The organism is Streptomyces sp. NPDC001493, assembly GCF_053597235.1.
Genome location: NZ_JBSFHV010000006.1, coordinates 187,041 through 206,438 on the forward strand (window position 1 = coordinate 187,041; position 19,398 = coordinate 206,438).

The window sequence follows — 19,398 nt, forward strand, 5'->3', positions numbered from 1 at the left end:
CACCGTCGCGTAGGGCCTTCCGTCAGGGAGGGGTGAGTACCAGGTGGACCGCGAGTCCGGTGATCACAGCGCTGGAGAGCAGCGCCGTCGCCAGCCTCCCGCGCGGGCCCGTCAGTACGCGCCCCAGCAGCGCCCCGCCGCCGACCAGCAGCAACTGCCAGGACGCGGAGGCCACGAAGGCCGCCAGGACGAACACGGCCCGCTCCCCCGGACCCGGCGCGGCGGCCCCCTGCCCCGCGAGCACCAGGGCGGCGAAGTACAGGACGGTGACCGGGTTCATCAGCGTGAGCCCCAGGAGCCCGAGGTACGCCCGCAGCGGGCCCACCGGCCTCCGGCCGGACCCGCCGCCCGGGGTCTCCCGCGCGCGGTGCCGGCGTAGGGCCGTCACCGCGCCCCGGCCGGCCATCACCACGAGGACCACGGCCGACGCCCACCGCAGGGGCGGCGCGACGGGTTCGACGAGCGGGGCGAGGGCGGAGCCCCCGGCCATGGCGACCAGCGCGTACAGGCCGTCGGCGGTCGCGACGCCGAGCGCGGCACCGGCTCCCACCCGTAGCGAGGTCCGCGCGGTGAGCGCCACCAGGTAGGTCGCGACCGCCCCGACCGGTACGGCGATGCCGTAACCGGCCAGCAGCCCCGCGACCAGCGCCGCGCTCACGCGCGGTGCGGAGTCGGCCTTCCCGGACCGCCGGTCCGCTGCTGGAGACCCCGGCTCGCGAAGGTGGGGGAGGACAGCGACAGCGGCAGCGCGGAGGGGGTCATGGTCATGGTCATGGGCGGATTCTCGGAGGGCGCCCGCCACCCGGGCAACCCGTTTTCGAAAGCGGCCCGACGTCCGCGGAGTGCGGCAGCCCGCGCTCAGGCCCCGGTGGCCGAACCCTCGGAGGCGCCGTCACCGAGGGAGGTCCACGCCGGTGCGGCGCCGACCAGCGAGTCGAGGCGTTCCAGGCGCTGGGCGGTGGCGGCGTCGTCGGGGGTCATGACGATGATCCGCTCGCCCCGCGCCCGGTCCAGCCACAGGCTCTGGAACTGGACGTCGAGGGCGCCGACGCGCGGAGAGCGGTAGTGGCGCAACTGGGTCCGTTCGGCGCCGACTTCGTACGACTCCCAGTGCCGCACGAAGTCCGGGGACTCCTGGCGCAGCCGGGTGATCAGCGCGTTCCATCGGGGGTCGTCGCGGTGTTCCGGCTGGCGGGCGCGGAGCCTCGCGGTCATGTCGCGGAGGACGGTGTCCTCGTCGACCAGGCTGTTGCGCCAGCTCGGCTCGGTGAACATCAGCCACGCGCAGTTGCGTTCCTCGACCGGGTACGCGTCGAGGTCGGCGAAGAGGTAGCGGTAGGTGCGGTTGGCCGCGACCAGGTCGTAGCAGTCGGTCTGCACGGCGGCCGGGTACGGCAGCAACTTGGCGATGACCGCGGTGTGTTCGGGGCGCAGGTCCATCGGCGGCCCCGGCTCGGTGGCCGCACCCCGGCCCGCGAGCACCATCAGATGCTGGTGCTCGGCGGCGTCCAGGCGCAGGACGCGCGCCACCGCGTCCAGTACCTGGTCGGAGGCGTTCCTGGCCCTCCCCTGTTCGAGCCACGTGTACCAGGTGACCCCGACCCCGGCGAGCTGCGCGACCTCCTCGCGCCGCAGACCGGGCGTGCGGCGCCGGCCGCCCGCGGGCAGGCCCACGTCACCGGGGGTGACACGGGCGCGGCGGGCGCGCAGGAAGGCGCCGAGGGCGTTGCGGTCGGGCGTCGAAGAGGTCACCACCCCAGTGTCGGGCCTCGGGGCCGGTGGATCCAGGTAGTAGTGGTACCCCTATAAACAGGCTCCTGGTACCAGGATGGCGCGAGGCGCACAGTCTGGTCATGACCCTCACGACCGCACCGTCCGTCGCCGCCCCGCACACTCCACCGGCCGTCCCCGCCCCTGCCCCGCACGCCGTAACGCCCACCCCCACGCGTGCCCTCACCGGCGCCGGGCTCGCCGCCCTGCTCGTCGCCTTCCTGCCCGTGAACATGACGTTCGGCTCGGTCAACCTGCTGGAACCCGCGATCACCGGAGACCTCGGTGTGACCGCGTCGGGCGGACAGCTCGTACTGTCCGCGTACACCACGGCGTTCGCCGCGACCCTCGTCGTCGCGGGGCGCTTGGGCGACCGGTGCGGACGGCGCCGGCTGCTCGCGGCCGGGGTCGGCGCCTTCGGCGTGGCCTCCGTGCTCGCCGCCCTCGCGCCGAACCTGGTCACCCTCGTCGTGCTGCGCGCCGTGCTGGGCGTGGCCGCCGGGCTGTTCACCCCGCAGGTCCTCTCCACCATCCAGTCCACCGCCCCCGCGAAGCTGCGGGCGCTGGGCGTCACGCTCTTCGCCGCCGTCGGCGGCATCGCGACCATGGCCGGGCAGCTCCTCGCGGGAGCCGTGTCCCAGGCCGCCGGCGACCACTGGGGCTGGCGGCTCGTGCAGATACTCACCGGAGCGATCGGCGCGGCCGCCCTGCTCGCCCTGCGCACCGTGCCCGAGTCGCGCTCGACGGCACCGCTCACCCTCGACCTGCGCGGAGCCGCGCTCCTCGGCACCGGCCTGCTCCTCGTCGTGGTGCCCCTGACCCTCGGCACCTCCGCGGGCGGTCCGGCGCCGGTGCTCGCGATGCTGGCCGCGGGCGGTGCGGTGCTCACCGCCTTCGCCCGCTCGCAGCGCGCCGCCGAACGCCGCGGTGAACTGCCCGTCGTACCGCCGAGCGTGCTGCGCACCCCGGCCGTACGACAGGGCCTGATCATGTCGCTGCTGTTCTTCACCGGCTACGGCGCTTTCCTGTACGAGTTCTCGGCGCTCGCCCAGGGCGCGTTCGGCGTGGACGCCTGGGGCACCGTCGTCCTGCTCCTCGGGTTCGGCGCGGGGTTCATCGTCACCGCCCTCGCCCTGCCGGCCGTGGAACGCCGTACCGGACGCTGGACGATGACCGGCGCGGCCATCGGGCAGGCGGCGGTACTCGTGGCCCTCGCCGTCACCGTGAGCGGCACCCACGGCGGGGCCCCGTGGGCCCTGCAGCCGCTGCTGATCGCGCTCGGTGTCACCCAGGCCCTGATGTACGGGCCGGTCCTGCGCACGGTCCTCTCCCGCACCCCGACCTGGGCGGCGGGTGTCGCCGGCGGGCTCTTCACCACCCTGCAGCAGCTCGGCCTCGGCCTGGGCGTGGCGCTCCTGGGCGGCCTCTTCCACGCCGTGGCCGACGCGACGGCGGACGGTTCAGCCGCCGCCGGGCTGCCCCGCGGTTTCGCCGCCGCCGTGACCGTACAGGCCGCTCTGGCGCTGGCCTTCGCCTACTTCGCCACCCGTATCGCCCGGGCCGGGACGCCCGGGACGACGGTTACGACGGTCTGAGCGGGAGTGCTACGGCCGCCCACCGCCCAGCGCGTACTGCGCCCGCTCCGCCGCCACGACCCGGTGCAGGTCGCCCAGCATCCCCTCCGCCTCGCGGGCGGCGGTCAGGGCGGCCGGGTCGAGGTCGGCGGTGACCACCTCGCGCCGGTCCGGTCCGGCCTCGGTCAGCAGCCGCCCGTCCGGGCCCCACACCCCACTGCCGCCGCAGGTGTTCCAGCCGCCGGTGGTACCGATGTGGTTGGCCAGGACCGTGTAGACGGTGTTGTCGAGAGCGCGGGCGGGGAACCACGTACGGGACTCGTGGTGGCCGTTGCCGACACTGAACAGGGCGCCGACGAGGTACGCGTGGCAGCCGTCCAGGGCGGCCGCGCGGGCGTGCTCGGGGAACCCGGAGTCGTAGCAGATGCCGAGACCGAGCCGCCAGCCGTCGACGTCGAGGGTGCACCCGGCGGCGCCCGGCCGGTAGACCTCGCGCTCGGTCTTGAAGAGGTACTGCTTGTCGTAACGGGTGACCAGCGCGCCGTCCGCCCCGATGACCAGCGCGGAGACGTACAGCTCCCCCGCCTCGTGGAACGCGGCGCCCACCACGGCGACCGTGCCGGTCTCCCGGCAGGCGTCGGCGAGCGGCGCGAGACGCGGGTCGCCGGGCTGCACGGCGCAGCGCAGCGGTTCGGCGCGGACGAGGTCGGGCTCGTACCCGCTGAGGAACTTCTCCGGGAGTACGACCACCCGCGCCCCGGCCCCGGCGGCCTCCCGGACCAGGGCGGCGGCGGTGGCCGTGTTGGCCTCCACGTCCCCGGCCACGGCCTGCGCCTGCGCGGCGGCCACCCGGAGCGGGCTCGACGGGATCGGGTACGTAACGGGCGGGGCGGTGGGTGCGGTGCGTGCGGTCACGGGAGCCCAGGATACCGGCGGGGTTCTGGAGGTGGGTGGGTCACTGGAGGCGGGTGGGGCGTGTGACGGGCGGAGGGCCGCGCGACCGAACCGACGTGGACCACCGGGCGCCCGGCCGCACCGGCGGCACCGGCCGGGCCCGGGGGCGCGACGCCACCGCAGGAGGACCCGCAGGTCCTCGCCCCGTCCGACACAGCCGACTCCACCCGTCCCACTGCTCGGGAACCGCTGCACAAAGCCTTTCAGGGACACCGCAGTTGTTCGTAGGCTGCCCCCATGACGACCCGAGCCGCCACCCCCGCCCTCGCCGCCCGCGCCGCCTCGGTCGATGCCTCGCCCGTACGCGAGATCCTGGCGCTGACCGCGCGGCCGGAGGTGATCTCGTTCGCGGGCGGGCTTCCGGCGCCCGAGCTCTTCGACGCCGGGGAGATCCGGGCCGCCTACGACCATGTGCTGGCCGAGGACGCGGGGCGGGTCCTCCAGTACTCGATGACCGAGGGCGATCCGGGGCTGCGGGCGGCCGTCGCCGCCCGGTACTCCGCGCGGGGGCTGCCGACCGGGGCGGAGGACCTGCTGGTGACCACCGGTTCGCAGCAGGCGCTGACCCTGCTCACCACGGCACTGTTGGAGCCCGGCGACACCGTCCTCGTCGAAGACCCCACGTATCTCGCGGCGTTGCAGTGCTTCGGCTTCGCGGGGGCGCGGGTCCTGCCGGTGCCGTGCGACGACGAGGGCATCGACCCGGTGGCGCTCGCCGAACTCGTCGAGCGGGAACGGCCCAAGCTGCTCTACACCATCCCCACCTTCCAGAACCCGACCGGACGCACCCTCCCGCTCGCCCGCCGTCAGGCCGTCGCCGAGGTCGCGCAGCGGCTCGGCCTGTGGATCGTCGAGGACGACCCGTACGGTGAACTGCGCTACGAGGGCGAGCGCGTGCCGTGGATCGCCTCGCTGGACGCCGCCGCCGACCGCACGGTCCTGCTCGGCACCTTCTCCAAGGTGATGTCCCCCGGCATGCGCATCGGTCATCTCCGAGCGCCCGCCGCGCTACGCCGGGCCTGCGTGATCGTCAAGCAGGCCGCCGACCTGCACTGTTCCGCCGTGGACCAGGCGGCCGCCGCCCGCTACCTGGAGGTCTCCGACCTCGACGCCCACGTGGGCCGGGTCCGCGCCGCGTACGGCGAGCGCCGGAACGCCCTGCTCGACGGCCTGCCCGCCGCCCTCCCGCCGGGCAGCACCTGGAACCGGCCGGACGGCGGGATGTTCGTCTGGGTCCGGCTGCCCGACGGCCACGACGCGACCGCCCTGCTGCCGAAGGCGATCGCCCACGAGGTGGCGTACGTGCCCGGCGCCCCCTTCTACGCCGGGGCCCCCGACCCGGCCGCCCTGCGGATGTCCTTCACCACCCACACCCCCGAGGAGATCACCGAGGGGCTGCTGCGGCTGGGCAAGGCGCTGGGCGCGGCGGGGGCACCAGCACCGGGATCACAGCCTGTCGCGCACGCCTGAACGGTGTGAGGCGGGCGGCAGCTCGCCTCAGACGGCGCCCGGCTGCGGCGCGGCAGACAGGTTCTGCTTGACCTGCCGGGTCACCGCGTCGGCGATGATCTCGGGCAGGCCCGTCTCGATGCCGTGCAGGGCCTGGGCCGCGACATCGGCGGCGGCGGTCTTCCGGTCGGCGGGGACGGCCACGGCCATGTCGGTGTCCATGTAGCCGACGTGCAGTGCCGAAACGGCGATGCCGCGCGGCGCCAGCTCGTCGCGGGTCGCGCCGGTCAGCGCCCAGGCGGCGGCCTTGGAAGCGGCGTAGGAGCCGACGCCGCCCGGGTGCAGCCAGGACAGGACGGACAGGACGTTCAGCACGGCGCCGCCGCCGTTCCCCTCGATGACCGGGGCGAAGGCACGGGTCGTGGCGAGCGGGCCGAAGAAGTTGGTCTCCATCTCCCGGCGCACCTCGTCCAGGTCGCCGCCGACCAGCGCCGCGCCGGTGAGGACGCCCGCGTTGTTGATCAGCAGCGTCGCGTCGGACGCGATGCGGGCGGCCTCCTCGACCGACGCGTGGTCGGTGACGTCGAGCCGCAGAGGGGTGACTCCGGGCAGGTCGATCAGCTCGGGGCGCCGGGCCGCCGCGTACACCTTCGCGCCGCGCTCGACGAGCTGGGCGGCCAGGTGCCGTCCGAGACCCCGGTTGGCGCCGGTGACGACCGCGACCGCGTTCTTGAGTTCCATGTGTCTGCTCCCGGCCCTCGCGGGCGCCGTCGGGCCGCCCGCTCCATTAGATTATGACCATAATCTAAACATCGTCCTACGATAGATGCCAGTCGACATCCAAAGAAGACGTCCAAAAAGGGAGGCAGCCATGGGCCGCGTGTCGCAGGCACAGGCGGAGGAGAACCGCAGCCGGGTGGTGGACACCGCCTCCCGGCTCTTCCGGGAGCAGGGCACCCACGTCAGCGTCGCCGACCTGATGAAGGCGGCCGGCCTGACCCACGGCGCGTTCTACAAGCAGTTCGCCTCCAAGGAGGCACTCGTCGACGAGGCCACCGCCCACGCCTTCAACCACCTCGCCGGGCACCACGCCGCCGGGCTCAGGCAGCACGAGGGGCAGCGCGACGCCACCCAGCGGGCGTTGATCGACACCTATCTCTCCGTCGAACACCGCGACGACCCGGCGGGCGGCTGCCCCGTCGCCGGGCTCGCCACCGACGTCGCGCGGGACGGCGGCGGGCCCGAGGCCCGGCGCGTCTACACCGAGGGGGTGGCCGGATTCGCCGAGTTCCTCGCCACCGACGACCAGGACGGCATCGCCCGCCTCTGCACCCTGTTCGGCGCACTGGTCCTGTCACGGGCCACCAAGGGATCCCCGCTCTCCGAGGAGATCCTCGCCGCCGCGCACGCGGCCCTGACGGAGAGCGGCTGAGAGAACGGCTGAGAGAGCGGCTGACCGGAGGCGCGACCCTTCGCGCACTCCCGAGCGCGCCGACGCCCCCGCACCCCCCGCCACATGGGCAAAGGGGGTACGGGGAACGGCGGCGCCGCGCCGGATCAGCCCGGCAGAACCGGCAGCAGCTCCGGCAGATGGCCGTCCGAGACGGTCGCCGCGGCGACGCGTTCCGCGGGGACCTCGCCGTACAGGGTGGTACGCGGCTTCGCCGGGCGGCCCGCGAGTTCGGCGATGGCGACCAGGTCCTGAATGGAGCGGTACGAGCCGTAACTCGACCCGGCCATACGGGAGATGGTCTCCTCCATCAGCGTGCCGCCGAGGTCGTTGGCGCCCGAGCGGAGCATCTCGGCGGCGCCCTCGGTGCCGAGCTTCACCCAGCTGGTCTGGATGTTGGTGATGTGCGGGTGGAGCAGCAGCCGGGCCATCGCGGTGACGGCCCGGTTGTCGCGGTCGGTGGGGCCGGGGCGGGCGATGCCGGCCAGGTAGACCGGGGCGTTGGTGTGGATGAAGGGAAGGGTCACGAACTCGGTGAACCCGCCCGTCTCCTGCTGGAGCCGGGCGAGCGTGCGGAGGTGGCCCAGCCAGTGGCGGGGCTGGTCGACGTGCCCGTACATCATGGTGGACGAGGAGCGCAGGCCGACCTCGTGGGCGGTCTTCACGACCTCCAGCCAGGTGGCGGTGGGGAGTTTGCCCTTGGTGAGGACCCAGCGGACCTCGTCGTCCAGGATCTCCGCCGCCGTGCCGGGGATGGAGTCGAGTCCGGCCTCCTTCGCGGCGGTCAGCCAGTCGCGGATCGAAAGCCCGGTGCGGGTCGCCCCGTTGACGACCTCCATCGGCGAGAAGGCGTGCACGTGCATGCCGGGGACGCGTTCCTTCACGGCCCGCGCGATGTCGAAGTAGGCGGTGCCGGGCAGGTCCGGGTGGATGCCGCCCTGCATGCAGACCTCCACCGCGCCGACGTCCCACGCCTGGGCCGCCCGGTCGGCGACCTGGTCGAGGGAGAGGGTGTACGCGTCGGCGTCGGTACGGCGCTGCGCGAAGGCGCAGAAACGGCAGCCGGTGTAGCAGACGTTGGTGAAGTTGATGTTCCGGGTGACGATGTAGGTGACCTCGTCGCCGACCACGTCGCGGCGGAGCGTGTCCGCGATCCGGCAGAGCTCGTCGAGCGCCGGGCCCTCCGCGTGGAGCAGGGCGAGGGCCTGGGCGTCGGTGAGCTTCGTCGGGTCGTCGGCGGCCTGGCCCAGCGCCTCGCGCACGTCGGTGTCGATGCGGGACGGGACCATGCCGGGGGCGGCGGCCTCGCGGAGCGCCTCCCAGTCCCCGTACACCTCGTCGAAGTCCTCGCGGCGGTCGCCGGTGCGGCCCTCGGTGTCGATGGTGCGGTGCAGGTCGGTGCGGCCGCTCGCGCCGAACTCCTCGTCCGGCTCCTGCCAGGGCAGGCCGACGGGGATCGCGCCCTCCTTCGCCATGCCGGTCTCCGGGTCGGCGAGCGCGCGCACGTGCGGAAGCAGCCGGGGGTCGAGCCACGGTTCGCCGCGCTGGATGAACTCCGGGTAGATGGTGAGGCGTTCGCGCAGATCGAAGCCCGACTCGGCGGTGCGGGCGGCGAGTTCGTCGATGTGCGGCCAGGGGCGTTCGGGGTTGACGTGGTCGGGGGTGAGCGGCGAGACCCCGCCCCAGTCGTCGATGCCCGCGCCGACGATCAGCGCGTACTCGGAGTCGACGAGGTTCGGCGGGGCCTGGATGCGGGCGGACGGGCCGAGGATGTGCCGGGCGACCGCGATCGTCGCGGCCAGCTCCTCCAGCTCCGCGTCGGGCATCGCGCGCATCGCCGTGTCGGGCTTGGCGCGGAAGTTCTGGATGATGACTTCCTGGATGCCGTGGTAGGCGCGGGCGGTGCGGCGGATCTCGAAGAGGGAGTCGGCGCGCTCCTCGTAGTTCTCGCCGATGCCGATCAGGATGCCGGTGGTGAAGGGGACGTTGGAGCGGCCGGCGTCCTCCAGGACGCGCAGCCGGACGGCCGGTTCCTTGTCCGGCGAGCCGTGGTGCGGGCCGCCCTTCTCGGACCAGAGGCGGGTCGCGGTGGTCTCCAGCATCATCCCCATCGACGGGGCGACCGGCTTGAGGCGCTGGAGGTCGGTCCAGCCGAGCACCCCCGGGTTGAGGTGCGGGAGCAGGCCCGTCTCCTCCAAAACCCGGATCGCCATGGCGCGTACGTACGCCAGCGTGTCGTCGTACCCCTCGGCCTCCAGCCACTCCCGCGCCTCGGGCCAGCGGTCCTCCGGGCGGTCGCCGAGCGTGAAGAGCGCTTCCTTGCAGCCGAGCGCCGCGCCCTTGCGGGCGATGTCGAGGACCTCGTCGGGGGAGAGGAACATCCCGTGGCCCTCGCGGCGGAGCTTGCCGGGGACGGTGACGAAGGTGCAGTAGTGACAGATGTCGCGGCAGAGGCGGGTGAGCGGGATGAACACCTTGCGGGAGTACGTGATGACGCCCGGCCGGCCCGCCGCCTCCAGGCCCGCGTCGCGCACCCGGGCGGCGGACGCGGCGAGATCCGTCAGATCGTCACCGCGCGCCTGGAGGAGTACGGCGGCCTCGGTCGCGTCGAGGGCCACACCGTCACGTGCCCGTTTGAGTGCGCGCCGCATGGCGTTGGTCGTGGGGCGTCCGCTCTGAGGATCGGTCATGGCATCGAGCATACGAGCGGGGCGGGGGCCCGGGTCGGCCGGTCGCTCACACGTTCGCGCACACCTCGTCGCACGTTCGCGCACACCTCACCGCACCTCACCGCACCTGGTGGAACCCGCGCCGCGCGTCCGGGCGCGGATGTCGGCGGTGCGGCGGGGTCCGCCCCGTAGGGTCGGCACGGTGATGGAAACGATCGTGTTCGACATCGGTGAGACCCTCGTACGCGACGACCGCCACTGGGCGTCCTGGGCCGACTGGCTGGGTGTGCCCGCGCACACGGTGAGCGCTCTGGTCGGCGCCGCCGTCGTCGGGGGCGGATGCGCCACGGACGCGCTGGCGCTGCTCCGCCCCGGCATGGACGTGGCGGAGGCGGAACTGGCCCGCGAGGCGGCGGGGCGCGGCGAGCACCTCGGCGAACGGGACCTCTACCCGGACGTACGCCCGGCGCTCGCCGGACTCCGCTCGCTCGGGTTCCGGGTGGTGGTGGCGGGGCACCGGTCGGCGCGCGCCACCGAGCAGTTGCGGGCCCTGGACCTCCCGGCGGACCTCGTCGTCACCTCGGCGGAGTGGGGCGTGGCCAAGCCGGACCCGGAGTTCTTCGCGCGGGTCCTCAAGGCGTCGGACGCCGACCCGCGCACCACGGTGTACGTCGGCGACCACCCCGCCGAGGACCTCTTCCCGGCGAAGGCCGCCGGTCTACGCACCGCCCACCTGCGGCGGGGCCCGTTCGGGCACTGGTGGGCGGATCACCCGGACGTGGTGGAGTCGGCCGACTGGCGGGTGGACGCGCTCACCGAGGTGGCCGCGCTGCCGGGACTCGTACGGGAGCGCGGGGACGGCAGCGGCGGGGCGGGGCCCGTACGGGAGGACCCGGAGCGGCGGGCGGAGCGGGGCGGGACGCCCACACTCCGCGCGCTGCGCTCGGTGCGGTGACCGGACGGCGGACGCACCGGCCCCCGCCGCCCGGTGGCGCTCCCCCGGCGGGCCGTCGGGGGAACACCACCGGGAGCGGCCGGGATCAGCCGTCGATCTCGTACTGCCCGACCGTCCGGAAGTACCGGTAGTCCTCCGCGGTGCCGTTGCTGAGGAGATCCTGGATCGCGTCGTTCATGGCGTCGCTGAGGTTCGGGTCGTTGAGCATGCGGACGACGTACAGCGCGTCGTCCTGGAACTGGGCCTCCTTGTACCCGGTCCACCGGAAGTAGCTGACGGCCTCGGGGGTGTTGGTGTCGAAGGCGGCACTCGCCGCCAGCTGGACGTACTTGTCACCGTTCTGCTGGGCCGCGGCGCTGATGCGGGCGACGGCGAGGTAGTCGTCCTTGAGCTGGGCCTCGGGGTATCCCGTCTCCAGGAAGGCGCGCGCGGCTCCGGGGTCGGTCTCGGAGGCGGTCATGGCGTCACTGCCCGCCTTCGCCACCCTCTTGTCACCGTTCTCCTGGGCCACCGCGATGACGCGGGCGACCGAGAAGAGGTCGTCGCCGTACTGAGCCTGGGTGCAGCCCGTCTCCAGGAAGGCACGCAGGTCGTCCACCGTGCCGGCCAGGGCCGCGTTCGCCCCGTTCAGGACGGACCGGCCGGCGTTCGGGTCCGCGACTATGCCCTGGACCTCGGCCCGGAGCTCGTCCTCCGTCAGCTCGTCGACCGGAGTGTCCGTGCCGGACGGGGCGGCCGGGCAGGCCACCGACGGGGACGTGAAGGGCGTGTAGGGGGCGGCGGGTGCGGACGACGCGGACGCGCCGGCCGCGAAGGCCGGAGCGGTGAGCAGGAGCGCGGGCGCCAGAGCGGTCGCGGCGACCAGCAGCGCGGCGCGGGTCAGTCTCATGATGTACCTCCGGGCTCGATGGATCCGTCGGTACGAAGCATCCAGGTGCCTGGTACACGCATCAACGCGCCGCGCCGCACCACGGGATGAACATCTCCACCGGCGGGGGCGCCTTCCGGTGAAACACCGGATGCGGCCGCGACACCCGCCGCCGACTCCCCCTCTCTCAGGCCGCCGTGAAGGCGAGCGAGACGTTGTGCCCGCCGAATCCGAAGGAGTTGGCCAGGGCTGAGCCCCAACTTCCCTTCCGGGGCTCCCCGGTCACCAGATCCAGGTCGACACCCGGGTCGCGGACGTCGAGGTTCCTGATCGCCGGGGTGATCCCGTCGCGCAGCGACAGCACCGCGACGGCCGCGCCCAACGCGCCCGACGCACCCAGGAGATGGCCCGTCATCGACTTGGTGGCGGTGACCGCCGGCCGGCCGCCCAGCGCCTCGCCGACCGCCAACGCCTCGGCGAGATCGCCCTGCGGGGTGGAGGTGGCATGCGCGTGGACGAGGCCGACGTCCGCGCGGGTGAGCCCCGCCTCCTGGTACGCCCTGCGCATGGAGCGCACCTGGCCCTCCGGGTCGGAGGCGGTGATGTGCCCGGCGCTGGAGGTGACCGAGGCCCCGGCGAGCACCGCGTGGGGGCGGACGCCCCGAGCGCGGGCGTGATCGGCGCGTTCCAGGACGAGGACGGCGGCACCCTCCCCCAGCACGAAGCCGTTGCGGGCCGCGTCGAAGGGGCGGGAGGCCCGCTCCGGGTCGTCGTTGGCCGTCGAGAGCGCCATCATCCGGGCGAACCCGGCCAGCGGCAACGCGTGCAGACACGCCTCCGCGCCACCCGCCACGACCACGTCGGCCCTGCCGAGCCGGATCAGGTCGATACCGTACGCGACGGCCTCGGCGCCGGACGCGCAGGCGCTCACCGGGGCGTGGGCGCCACCCCGCGCACCGAGGTCGATGCTCACCCAGGCGGCGGGCCCGTTGGGCATCAGCATCGGGACGGTGTGCGGGGAGACCTTCCGGGGCCCCGCGCTCTCCAGTACGTCGTCCTGGCCGAGCAGCGAGAGCACCCCGCCCACGCCCGTACCGACGACCACGGCCACCCGCTCCGGATCAACCTCCGGCCGCCCCGCGTCGGCCCACGCCTCCCGGGCGCTCACCAGGGCCGCCTGCTCGCACCGGTCCAGCCGGCGGGCCAGGGTGCGTTCCAGGACGCCCGCCGGATCCACCCGCATCCTGGCGGCCAGCCGGGCGGGCAGCGGCTCGGCCCAGGGCTCGTCCAGGACCCCGACGCCGTTCTCCCCGGCCAGCAGCGCCGACCAGGTCTCCGGGAGGCTGCCTCCGAGCGGGGTGGTGGCCCCGAGCCCGGTCACCAGCACCTCGGGAAGGGGCCGTTCGGCGGCCCGGCGGGTCCCGGAGGAGGAAACTGCGTCGGTCTCGGCGGATGTCGCGCCCATGAGTGGTTCGCCTTTCCCAGCGGTCTGCGGGAATGCCCGGAACCGTACCCAACCAACTGGATGGTTGGCCATGTAGGGTTGTGCCATGTCCTCACCCGATCAGCTTGTGGGAACCCGCGCCCGGCTCCTGGCGGCAGCCCGTACCGAATTCGCCGCACACGGCATGGGCGGCGCCCGGGTCGACCGCATCGCCCAGGCGGCGGGCGCCAACAAGGAGCGGATCTACGGGTACTTCGGCAGCAAGGAGAAGCTCTTCGCCGCGGTCGTCGCCGAGGCGGTCGAGGAGCACGCGGCGCTGCTCGGCCCGCCGGTCGGCGACCTCGGCGCCTACGCCGGACGCGTGCACGACCTGCACCGCGCCAACCCGGAGCTGCTGCGCCTGATGATGTGGGAGGCGCTGCACCACGACACGGGGGCGCTGCCCGCCGACGGGGAGCGCCGCGCCCGGTACGCCGGCATGGTGGGATCGCTCGCCCGCACCCTCGGTACGGCCCCGGACACCCGGGCCGCCGCCACCTTCCTCGCGGTGCTGGGCATCGCGGTGCTGCCCTCGGCGTTCCCGCAGCTCGCCCGCCTGATCATGGGGAGCGGCGACGGCGGGGAGGGGGCCGGGGACGCGGAGATGCGGGCGTACATCGTGGAGCTGGCCCGTCGGCTGGTACCCCCCGAGGCGGACTGACCCTTCGCGGGGGCGCCCCTCACCCTTCCCGGCGCCGGGACAGCGCGCTCATCGCGACCGCCGCGAGGGCCGCCGCCGCGCCGACCAGCCACACCGCCGTGTAGCCACCCTCGCCCGGCTCGCCGGTGAGGTCCGAGCGGAACGCGCCGAGCAGCGAGGCGAACACCCCGCCCGCCACGGCCCCGCCGAGCGTCTTCACGTTGTTGTAGAGGGCGGCGGCGATCCCCGTACGGGCGGGCTCGGCCGCCTCCACGATGACGGTGGGCATGGCGCCCAGCGCCAGTCCGATACCGAGGCCGAGGAAGGCCGATCCGGCCGCCATCTGCCACATCTCCGCGTGGAAGAAGGCGAATTGGGTAAAGGTGAGCGCGACCAGGCCGAAGGCGGCCATCAGCGTCGGCCGGTAGCCGATCCGCTTCGCCAGCGCGGCCGTGGCGAGGGAGCCGACGACACTGCCGACCGCACCGGGTAGTGACACCAGCGAGATGGCGAGGGCGCCGAGCCCGAAGCCGTACCCGTCGGTCGCCGGATCGGCCGCGTAGAACGTGGAGTTGGGGGTCTGGCTGCCGAAGTAGAAGACCCCGAACAGGAAGGCCGCGCAGTAGAAGGGGGCGGTGGTCCGCGCCGCCAACGCCCGTACGTCCACAAGCGGTTCACTGCTGCGCAGCTCGACCCGCACCCAGAGGGCGAGCAGCGCGAGCCCCAGGAGCACCGGGCCGAGTACGCGTACCGAGCCCCAGGAGCCGTCCTCCGCGCCGGACACCCCGGCGAGCAGGGCGATCATCGCGGCGCCGAGGAGCACCACCCCGGCCCGGTCGACGCGCCCGACGGCCCTGGTGCGCGACTCCGGTACGGCGACGAAGGAGACCGGTACGCAGGCCGCGGCGAGGACGGCCGGGACCAGCAGGGTCAGCCGCAGCGAGCCGAACGCGGAGTCCACCAGCCCCATCACCACCCCGCCCGCCATCGCGCCGAGCGTCAGCGCCCCGACGAGCCGGGCGATGGCCCGGCGCGCCTCGGCGACCGGCAGCCGGTCCCGTACGAGGGCGATCTCCAGCGGCAGCAGCGCCGCGATCGGCCCCTGGAGCACCCGGCCGGCCAGCAGCACCGGGTAGTCCGGCGCGAGGGCGACGGTCAGCGTTCCGGCGGCGATCAGGGCGAGCGCGATCCGGAGCATCCGGCGGTGGCCGTGCAGATCGCCGAGCCTGCCGAACAGCGGGACGCAGACCGCCGCCGCCAACAGCTGGACGGAGACGACCCAGTTGAGGGAGGCCGAACCGATCGAGAGGTGGTCGGCGAGGTCGGGCAGCAGCGGGGCCAGCCCGACCTGGAGGAAGCCGCTGGTCGCCTCGAAGAACACGAGGAGTCCCACGACCGCCGTCACGGACGCGGTGGCGGGCGGCGGTGCGGGCGTGGCAGTGACGGCCATGGGCGGGCTCCTCCTACGGGTACGGGCGGCGGTGGCACCGGAAGCGGCGGGCGGACCGCTACACGTCGCGGCCGAGCCGGCGCAGCGCCAGCCCGGCGAGCAGCGCGGCAGCGTGCGGCAGCGCGCCGTCGTTGTACACCGCCTGGGCGGAGTGGTTCATCGGGGCGGTGGCGGGGTCCGTTCCGGGCGGGCAGGCGCCGAGTCCGACGAACGCGCCGGGCACCTCGCGCAGCACGAACGAGAAGTCCTCCGCCCCGGCCATCGGCTCGGGCGCCTCGAAGGCGTGGTCCCGGCCGAGGATCCGCCGCGCGGTCTCCAGCGCGAACGCCGCCTCCTCGGCGTGGTTGACGGTCGGCGGGTACTGGTCGACGTAGTCGACGGTCGCGGTGACCCCGTGGGCGGCGGCCACCCCGTGCACGGTCCGCTCGAAGCCCGCGCGGACGGTGGCGCGGGCGGCGTCGGAGAAGGTCCGTACGGTGGCGGAGAAGCGCGCGTCCTCCGGGATGACGTTGGGCGCCGTACCGGCCTCGATCCGGCCCACGGTGACGACCGCAGGGTCGAAGATGTCGGTCTCGCGGGTGACCAGGGTCTGGAGCGCGGTGACCATCGCGCACATCGCGGGCACCGGGTCGGCCGCGAGGTGCGGGGACGAACCGTGCCCGCCCCGGCCGTGCACGGTGACGTGGACGGCGTCCGACGCGGCGAGCATCGGGCCGGGCCGGGTGGCGGCGAAGCCGGTCGGCGCGCCGGTGGAGACCACGTGCAGGGCGTACGCGGCGACGACCCGCTCCCCCGCAGCGTCGAGCACCCCCTCCTCGATCATGATCTTCGCGCCGCCCTGGCCCTCCTCGCCGGGCTGGAACATGAACACCACGTCGCCCGCCAGCTCCGCGCGCCGGTCCGCGAGCAGCCGGGCCGCGCCGACCAGCCCGGTGACGTGCAGGTCGTGGCCGCAGGCGTGCATCCGGCCGTCGAGCACGGAGGCGTACGGGAGGCCGGTGTCCTCCTGGACGGGCAGCCCGTCCATGTCGCCGCGGAGCAGCACCGCCGGACCGGGCAGCCCGCCGCGCAGCACGGCGGTGACCGAGCTGAGCCCCTTCCCCAGGGTGATCTCCAGCCCGAGGCCCGCCAGGGCGTCCACGATCCTGCGCTGGGTGAGCGGGAGATCGAGGCCGAGCTCGGGTTCCCGGTGCAGGGCGTGGCGGAGTTCGGTCAGCGCGGGGGCGAGGGCGTGGGCATCCTGGAGCAGAGACATGGGCGTATGGTGCGGACCCGAGCACTCCAGTGATGATCATCCGCAGGAAAGCGGCACCGATGAGGTCCTCCACGCAGAAAACCGCCACCGTCGCGGCCCCCCGTCCGCCCGCGGACGCCGTCCGGGACGCCCCGCTGGACGAGCTGGACTATCTCCTGATCACCGCGTTGCAGACCTCGCCCCGGGCGGAGTGGGCGCAGATCGGCAAGGCGCTCGGGGTGGACGGCTCGACGGCCGCGCGCCGCTGGAACCGCCTCACCGAGGCCGGGCACGCGTGGCTGAGCTGCTACACGGTGGCGGCCGGAGTGACGCTGCCGATCATCGCCTTCATCGAGGTGGACTGCGTGGCGGGCGCGCTGCACGAGGTGGCGGCAGAGATCGCGGACGACCCGCACCTGATCACCATCGAGCACGTCACCGGCTCCCGGGACCTCGTCCTCACCGCCGCCTTCCCCGACCAGGCGATGCTGGCCCGGTACGTCGGCTTCCGGCTCGGCGCGCTGCCCGGTGTCGCGGCCACCCGCTCGCAGATCGCCACCGCCGTCCACACCGAGGGCAGCCGCTGGCGGCTCGACCGGCTCGACCCGGACAGCCAGTCCACCCTGACCAGGGACCGGGGTCCCTCCCACCCGCGCCGGGGCCTGACCACCCCGGACGACCTCGACACCCGGCTCTACCTGCTGCTCAGCGAGGACTTCCGCCAGCCCGCCGCCCGGCTCGCGGAGCGCCTGGGCGTGAGCCCCAGCACCGTACGCCGCCGGCTCGACCGGATGCACCGCGAGGACGCCCTCATCTACCGCTGCGAGGTGGCGCGTTACCTCTCCGGCTGGCCGATCTCGGTGACCCTGTGGGGCATCGCCCCGGCCGCCGACACCGCCCGGATCGCCTCCCAGCTCATCGGGATGCGCGAAACCCGCCTCTGCGCCTCGCTGTCGGGGCCGCACAACCTGATGCTCGCGGTGTGGCTGCGCTCGGCCGAGGAAATCGGCGCCTTCGAGGCCCGGTTGGCCACCCGGTTCTCCGAACTCGTCGTCGCCGACCGGGCGGTGACCCTCTGGCCGCTCAAGCTGGCCGGCCACCTCCTGGACCCGCACGGCCGCCACCTCCGGGGCGTCCCCGTCACCTTCTGGGAGGACCCGGGCGCCCACCGGGCCGAGAACGCGCTGCTGGAACGGCTGCGGGGCGACGGCCGGGAGGCATGAGCGAGCCGCGTGAGCGAGCCGGTGGGTAGCGGGGCCGTCCACCGGGAAGAGTGCGGGCGGGGGTGCGCCGGGCGGGTACTCCTGGATGCGCCCGCCGCCGACGGGCGATCCCGCCCCGCGTCAGTCGAGCAGCGGGCCGAGGGCCACGGCGCCCGCGACGGCGTACAGCGCGGCAGCCCATCCCGTCCGCCCGCGCAGGCGCTGCCGGGTCACGTAGGCGACGGCCGACGCGGCGAAGGAGGGCAGCCACAGGCTCTCCCAGACGTCTCCCCAGCTGAAGTGGCGCGCGATCGCGGCCCCGGCGGCGTAGCCGACGACCGCCCCCACCAGAGCCCAGGTCCATTCCGGCCCGAAGGGGTCCCACCGCGCGGGCTTGCCGGCCCCCTCCGCGGACCGGCGGCCGATCCTGGAGGACCGGACGACCGCGGTGACCACCGCCGCGGCGGACATCACCCCCCAGAGGAGTTGGGGCACGACGGAGAGAACGCTGTGGCCGCTGGAGTCGCTCATGGAAATTCCTTCGTTCGTTCCCTCGCATTGTTCTGGACGGGCCCCCGGCCGAGGCCGGCGGCCCCGGAAGTGGTCCCCCCCCGGCGCGTCCGGGGTGGCCTCTCCAGGGGTAGCGGAAGCGCCCGCCGGGAAGAGTGCCGATGGGCAGTACGTGACCCGGGGGGGTACGCATGGCATTCCTGCTGTTCGTCGTGGCGGCGGTCCTGAGCGTGATCGGGATGGCGACCGACAACGACACGCTCTTCGACGTCAGTTGGGCGGCCTGGCTGCTGGGCCTCCTCCTCGCGCTCCGCGCCTGGCACCTGCACCGGAAGTACGGCACCCCGGAGAAGCTGGCAGCCGCCGCCGAGGGCGGCGATCTGGGGGCCCTGCGGTCGATCGCGCTGCTCGCGAAGATCCGGGGAGACCTGGACGAGGCGGAGCGCGTGTTCCGGCTGGGCGTGGAGCGCAACGACCCCGAGTCGATGTGGGAGATGGGCCGCCTGGTCGAGGAGCGCGACGGGCTGGCGGCGTCGGAGCCCTGGTTCCGGATGGCCGCCGAGCACGGCCACTTCGCCGCGAAGCGCTTCTTCCGCCCCGGCCACGCCCTCAACATGAAGGGCGACAACCCGCTGTAAGGCCCTGACCTGCCCGGGGAGTAGGTTCGGCGCCGTGAGAGCCGGTGAAGGTACGGAGACGTGGCGGACGGCGGTCCTGTGGGGGCTGTTGACGGCGCTCTGCGCGGGAGCGACGGCCCTCGCCGTGCTGATCGGCCTGGCGTACGTGGCGCCGCGCGGCCCGGTCGTGCGGGTGGCCGTCACCGCCTGCACGACCCGGGACACCGGCAAGAACAGCTACGTCCGCTGCCGGGGCACCCTGCCCGACGGAACCCCGGTCGTGGTGCCGGGCAGCCACCGCCCCGGCCGGACCGCCGAGACGGTACGCGCCCCCTGGGGTGACTACATCACCCCGCGCACGGGCCCCTCGGCCCGGGCCGTCGCGCTCGCGACTGCGCTGATCCCGCTCCTCGCGACCATGGCCTGCGGGTTCGCCACGCTTCTGCGCGTCCGCCGGGCCCGCCGCCGGTCGACGGCCGGGTTCCTGGCGCCGGTGCGGCTCCGCTGACCGGGACGGGCCCCCGCCCGGCTTCCCCGGCCAGCCCCGGAACCGTCCCCCGAACCGCCCGCGGC

Annotated in this window: 18 protein-coding genes; 8 read left to right on the forward strand and 10 right to left on the reverse strand. The window is 74.3% G+C overall.

The features are described from left to right. Positions 1-22 precede the first annotated feature (22 nt). Positions 23-658: a LysE/ArgO family amino acid transporter gene (locus ACWCWD_RS11960; RefSeq protein ID WP_450772201.1), complete on the reverse strand. Its 636-nt coding sequence runs from the start codon at positions 656-658 to the stop codon at positions 23-25. A gap of 200 nt (positions 659-858) precedes the next feature. After that, complete coding sequence (locus ACWCWD_RS11965; RefSeq protein ID WP_450772203.1) at positions 859-1,752, reverse strand: helix-turn-helix transcriptional regulator; 894 nt, start codon at positions 1,750-1,752, stop codon at positions 859-861. 101 nt (positions 1,753-1,853) lie between these two features. Here ACWCWD_RS11965 and ACWCWD_RS11970 point away from each other — a divergent pair, with 101 nt between their 5' ends. Continuing rightward, complete coding sequence (locus tag ACWCWD_RS11970) at positions 1,854-3,365, forward strand: MFS transporter (protein WP_450772204.1); 1,512 nt, start codon at positions 1,854-1,856, stop codon at positions 3,363-3,365. 9 nt (positions 3,366-3,374) lie between these two features. Here the strand turns inward: ACWCWD_RS11970 and ACWCWD_RS11975 are convergent, their stop codons facing one another. After that, positions 3,375-4,259, reverse strand: coding sequence for a carbon-nitrogen hydrolase family protein (locus ACWCWD_RS11975; RefSeq protein ID WP_450772205.1), 885 nt, complete (start codon positions 4,257-4,259; stop codon positions 3,375-3,377). Between the two features lie 276 nt (positions 4,260-4,535). Here ACWCWD_RS11975 and ACWCWD_RS11980 point away from each other — a divergent pair, with 276 nt between their 5' ends. Then, a complete protein-coding gene (locus tag ACWCWD_RS11980; protein WP_450772206.1) occupies positions 4,536-5,768 on the forward strand; it encodes an aminotransferase-like domain-containing protein in 1,233 nt (410 codons plus the stop codon). Between the two features lie 27 nt (positions 5,769-5,795). Here ACWCWD_RS11980 and ACWCWD_RS11985 read toward each other — a convergent pair whose 3' ends face one another. After that, complete coding sequence (locus tag ACWCWD_RS11985) at positions 5,796-6,488, reverse strand: SDR family oxidoreductase (RefSeq protein WP_450772207.1); 693 nt, start codon at positions 6,486-6,488, stop codon at positions 5,796-5,798. Positions 6,489-6,618: 130 nt separating this feature from the next. Between ACWCWD_RS11985 and ACWCWD_RS11990 the strand changes: the two genes are divergently transcribed. Continuing rightward, on the forward strand, positions 6,619-7,179 hold the full coding sequence (locus ACWCWD_RS11990) for a TetR/AcrR family transcriptional regulator (RefSeq protein ID WP_450772208.1): 561 nt from the start codon (positions 6,619-6,621) through the stop codon (positions 7,177-7,179). 125 nt (positions 7,180-7,304) lie between these two features. Here ACWCWD_RS11990 and ACWCWD_RS11995 read toward each other — a convergent pair whose 3' ends face one another. Continuing rightward, entirely contained in the window at positions 7,305-9,899 is a 2,595-nt protein-coding gene (locus tag ACWCWD_RS11995; RefSeq protein WP_450772210.1) for a bifunctional FO biosynthesis protein CofGH, read from the reverse strand. 172 nt (positions 9,900-10,071) lie between these two features. Between ACWCWD_RS11995 and ACWCWD_RS12000 the strand changes: the two genes are divergently transcribed. After that, positions 10,072-10,821, forward strand: a complete 750-nt coding sequence (locus ACWCWD_RS12000; protein WP_450772354.1) for an HAD family hydrolase — start codon at positions 10,072-10,074, stop codon at positions 10,819-10,821. A gap of 85 nt (positions 10,822-10,906) precedes the next feature. Here ACWCWD_RS12000 and ACWCWD_RS12005 read toward each other — a convergent pair whose 3' ends face one another. Further along, the gene (locus ACWCWD_RS12005) at positions 10,907-11,710 is read right to left on the reverse strand and encodes an ALF repeat-containing protein (RefSeq protein ID WP_450772211.1); all 804 of its coding nucleotides are present in this window, start codon (positions 11,708-11,710) and stop codon (positions 10,907-10,909) included. Positions 11,711-11,876: 166 nt separating this feature from the next. Next, entirely contained in the window at positions 11,877-13,154 is a 1,278-nt protein-coding gene (locus ACWCWD_RS12010; protein ID WP_450772212.1) for a beta-ketoacyl-[acyl-carrier-protein] synthase family protein, read from the reverse strand. A gap of 85 nt (positions 13,155-13,239) precedes the next feature. Between ACWCWD_RS12010 and ACWCWD_RS12015 the strand changes: the two genes are divergently transcribed. After that, positions 13,240-13,833 carry a TetR family transcriptional regulator gene (locus ACWCWD_RS12015; RefSeq protein WP_450772214.1) on the forward strand — a complete coding sequence of 198 codons (594 nt, stop codon included), beginning with the start codon at positions 13,240-13,242 and terminating at the stop codon, positions 13,831-13,833. Between the two features lie 19 nt (positions 13,834-13,852). Here the strand turns inward: ACWCWD_RS12015 and ACWCWD_RS12020 are convergent, their stop codons facing one another. Together ACWCWD_RS12020 and ACWCWD_RS12025 are read right to left on the reverse strand one after the other, a co-directional pair. Further along, positions 13,853-15,262: an MFS transporter gene (locus ACWCWD_RS12020; RefSeq protein ID WP_450772216.1), complete on the reverse strand. Its 1,410-nt coding sequence runs from the start codon at positions 15,260-15,262 to the stop codon at positions 13,853-13,855. Positions 15,263-15,320: 58 nt separating this feature from the next. Beyond that, positions 15,321-16,517, reverse strand: a complete 1,197-nt coding sequence (locus tag ACWCWD_RS12025; protein WP_450772217.1) for a M20 metallopeptidase family protein — start codon at positions 16,515-16,517, stop codon at positions 15,321-15,323. A gap of 59 nt (positions 16,518-16,576) precedes the next feature. Between ACWCWD_RS12025 and ACWCWD_RS12030 the strand changes: the two genes are divergently transcribed. Further along, positions 16,577-17,719, forward strand: coding sequence for an Lrp/AsnC family transcriptional regulator (locus ACWCWD_RS12030; protein WP_450772218.1), 1,143 nt, complete (start codon positions 16,577-16,579; stop codon positions 17,717-17,719). A 120-nt stretch (positions 17,720-17,839) separates the two neighbouring features. Here ACWCWD_RS12030 and ACWCWD_RS12035 read toward each other — a convergent pair whose 3' ends face one another. Then, positions 17,840-18,229 (reverse strand): hypothetical protein, encoded by a 390-nt coding sequence (locus tag ACWCWD_RS12035; RefSeq protein WP_450772219.1) that lies wholly within the window; start codon positions 18,227-18,229, stop codon positions 17,840-17,842. A 170-nt stretch (positions 18,230-18,399) separates the two neighbouring features. Between ACWCWD_RS12035 and ACWCWD_RS12040 the strand changes: the two genes are divergently transcribed. Together ACWCWD_RS12040 and ACWCWD_RS12045 are read left to right on the forward strand one after the other, a co-directional pair. Then, positions 18,400-18,846 (forward strand): sel1 repeat family protein, encoded by a 447-nt coding sequence (locus tag ACWCWD_RS12040; RefSeq protein WP_450772220.1) that lies wholly within the window; start codon positions 18,400-18,402, stop codon positions 18,844-18,846. 34 nt (positions 18,847-18,880) lie between these two features. Then, entirely contained in the window at positions 18,881-19,333 is a 453-nt protein-coding gene (locus ACWCWD_RS12045) for a hypothetical protein (protein WP_450772221.1), read from the forward strand. The last annotated feature ends 65 nt before the right edge of the window (positions 19,334-19,398 follow it).